Source organism: Clostridium sp. CTA-7, assembly GCF_054768095.1.
This window is the reverse complement of sequence record NZ_BAAAAV010000021.1, coordinates 1-2,305: the sequence shown is the minus strand read 5'-3', so window position 1 is coordinate 2,305 and position 2,305 is coordinate 1. Positions and strand designations below refer to the sequence as shown.

Annotated in this window: 1 protein-coding gene, 8 tRNA genes and 1 rRNA gene; 1 reads left to right on the top strand and 9 read right to left on the bottom strand. The window is 34.6% G+C overall.

Features of this window, described 5'->3' with window-relative positions:
* Window positions 1–69, bottom strand: a 16S ribosomal RNA gene (locus ACYUEX_RS18645); the annotation flags it as partial.
* Between the two features lie 554 nt (window positions 70–623).
* Between ACYUEX_RS18645 and ACYUEX_RS18640 the strand changes: the two genes are divergently transcribed.
* Window positions 624–700, top strand: a tRNA-Arg gene (locus tag ACYUEX_RS18640).
* Window positions 701–907: 207 nt separating this feature from the next.
* Here ACYUEX_RS18640 and ACYUEX_RS18635 read toward each other — a convergent pair.
* The 8 genes from ACYUEX_RS18635 to ACYUEX_RS18600 form a co-directional block, all read right to left on the bottom strand.
* Window positions 908–1,516 (bottom strand): copper homeostasis protein CutC, encoded by a 609-nt coding sequence (locus ACYUEX_RS18635; protein WP_460289457.1) that lies wholly within the window; start codon window positions 1,514–1,516, stop codon window positions 908–910.
* 41 nt (window positions 1,517–1,557) lie between these two features.
* Window positions 1,558–1,631 (bottom strand) — tRNA-Gly (locus tag ACYUEX_RS18630).
* Between the two features lie 4 nt (window positions 1,632–1,635).
* Window positions 1,636–1,710 (bottom strand) — tRNA-Gly (locus ACYUEX_RS18625).
* Window positions 1,711–1,736: 26 nt separating this feature from the next.
* A tRNA-Leu gene (locus ACYUEX_RS18620) sits at window positions 1,737–1,820 on the bottom strand.
* 71 nt (window positions 1,821–1,891) lie between these two features.
* Window positions 1,892–1,967: transfer RNA gene (locus tag ACYUEX_RS18615), tRNA-His, on the bottom strand.
* Between the two features lie 5 nt (window positions 1,968–1,972).
* Window positions 1,973–2,048: transfer RNA gene (locus ACYUEX_RS18610), tRNA-Lys, on the bottom strand.
* Between the two features lie 5 nt (window positions 2,049–2,053).
* Window positions 2,054–2,130 (bottom strand) — tRNA-Arg (locus tag ACYUEX_RS18605).
* Between the two features lie 27 nt (window positions 2,131–2,157).
* Window positions 2,158–2,231 (bottom strand) — tRNA-Gly (locus ACYUEX_RS18600).
* Window positions 2,232–2,305 lie beyond the last annotated feature (74 nt).

Genomic DNA, 2,305 nt, shown 5'->3' with positions numbered 1-2,305 from the left:
TCGCTCGACTTGCATGTGTTAGGCACGCCGCCAGCGTTCGTCCTGAGCCAGGATCAAACTCTCAATAAAAAGTTTAATCTCTTTGCTCAAATTACTTTGAGTCTTAATTTTAAGACRTCTAAAAGAATTGCTGGTTTTTTACTTAACTATATTCTGTTCAATTTTCAAAGATCTTGTCACATAAGCGACTTCTTTATATTAACATCCTTAGGATTTACTGTCAACATATTTTTATTGTTTTCAGTAACTTACTCCCCTGTAGGACATTGACTATTCTATCATAGCTTTAAATATATAAAAACATATATATTCTATTTATTTAAAATTATTCATTATTCTTATAGCATTTTATTATTATTTCTCTATTTTCTATATATTGATACACCTGGGTGTGTTTAATATTATTAAATCACATTATTATGTATATTAACACTTTAATTCCATTACTTATCTATTAATATACGTAACAAATACGTACATATAATAACTAGCTATATTACTATATTGAGCAATTGTATTAAAAACAAAATAATGAGTTAAAATTTTAGAAATCACTAAATTGTAGAAATTTTATTTTATTAGTATTATAATATATTTTATATCTGTAAAATAATTTAATATAAGCATCTATAGCTCAGTTGGATAGAGCGTTGGACTTCGAATCCAGTGGTCGGGGGTTCGAGCCCCTCTAGGTGCACCATATAAAACTTAAAATATCAACATTTTTATATATTTAGCGTATTCAAAATGTTGATATTTACTTTTTATCCAAACTTTTCTCCAATAGAATAAGTTTAAAATTTTTCACATCTTTCATTACAAACTGATAAATAATTTTTTTCTCAAAAAAATAGCTAAGCAATATATCCTAATTTACAACTATATTACTTAACTACTAAATAATTATCTATACAATTTTTGTTCCATGTAATTCCTTTGCATTTGTTTTTTCTATAACTAAATCTCTATTTTCATTAGTTATCCCTGCTCCCGGCATTATAACTATTCTGTCTTCAGCATATATAATTAATTCTTTTATCTTTTCTAAATTATTCAATGCAGAGATTTTTCCACCTTTAGTTAATATTCTATCTATCTTTAAGTCAACTAATTCATCTATTGCTGCTTTCTTATCTTCAATTTCATCAAATGCCATATGAAAAGTTATTTCTAAATTTCTACTTATTTCTTTTACCTTTTGTATAAAGCTTTTATCTATTTTATTTTCGTTTGTTAATGCTCCGATTACAATAGCATTTGCCCCCAAATTTCTACACATTTCTATATCAAGACACATTATTTCCTTTTCTATTTCACTATATACAAAATTACCACCTCTTGGCCTAATTATTACATTTATAGGTAGGTTCATATTTTCTATAGTTTTCTTTATAGTGCCATAACTAGGAGTAGTGCCACCCTCATTTAAATTATCACACAATTCTATTCTATTTGCACCATTATCTCTTGCTAAGACAGCTTCCTCATAACAACCAGTACATGCTTCAAATACCATACTTTCCTCCTAAATTTTTTTCTAAGAACTCTAACTACATTTGGAGCGGGTGATGAGAATCGAACTCACGTAACTTGCTTGGAAGGCAAGGGCTCTACCATTGAGCTACACCCGCATATTGGAGCGAAAGACGGGACTCGAACCCGCAACATTCACCTTGGCAAGGTGACGCTCTACCATTGAGCCACTTCCGCTTATGCTAATATTRTTTTAATATATATGGTGCAGATGAAGGGAGTCGAACCCCCACGCCAATGGCGCTAGATCCTAAGTCTAGTGCGTCTGCCAATTCCGCCACATCTGCATATATATTGGTAACCTACGAATACCGCAGTCAAAGTGCGGTGCCTTACCGCTTGGCGATATCCCAGCGTATGGGGTGAACGATGGGACTCGAACCCACGACAACCAGTGCCACAAACTGGCGCTCTACCAACTGAACTACGTTCACCATAATGGTGCGTCATCAGGGGATCGAACCCGGGACACCCTGATTAAGAGTCAGGTGCTCTACCAACTGAGCTAATGACGCATATCTGGTGCGTGTTAAGAGATTCGAACTCCTGGCCCACGCCTTAGAAGGGCGTTGCTCTATCCAGCTGAGCTAAACACGCGTATTACCATTAATATATTATGTTTAATGGAGCGGGTGATGAGAATCGAACTCACGTAACTTGCTTGGAAGGCAAGGGCTCTACCATTGAGCTACACCCGCATATTATGTTTTAAGTGGTCGGGGTGACAGGGATTGAACCTGCGACCTCATGGTCCCAAACCACGCGCGCTCCC

Bases quoted from the DNA above. Each gene is read 5' to 3' on its own strand.
- ACYUEX_RS18635 (WP_460289457.1), bottom strand. From the start codon at position 1,516: ATGGTATTTGAAGCATGTACTGGTTGTTATGAGGAAGCTGTCTTAGCA.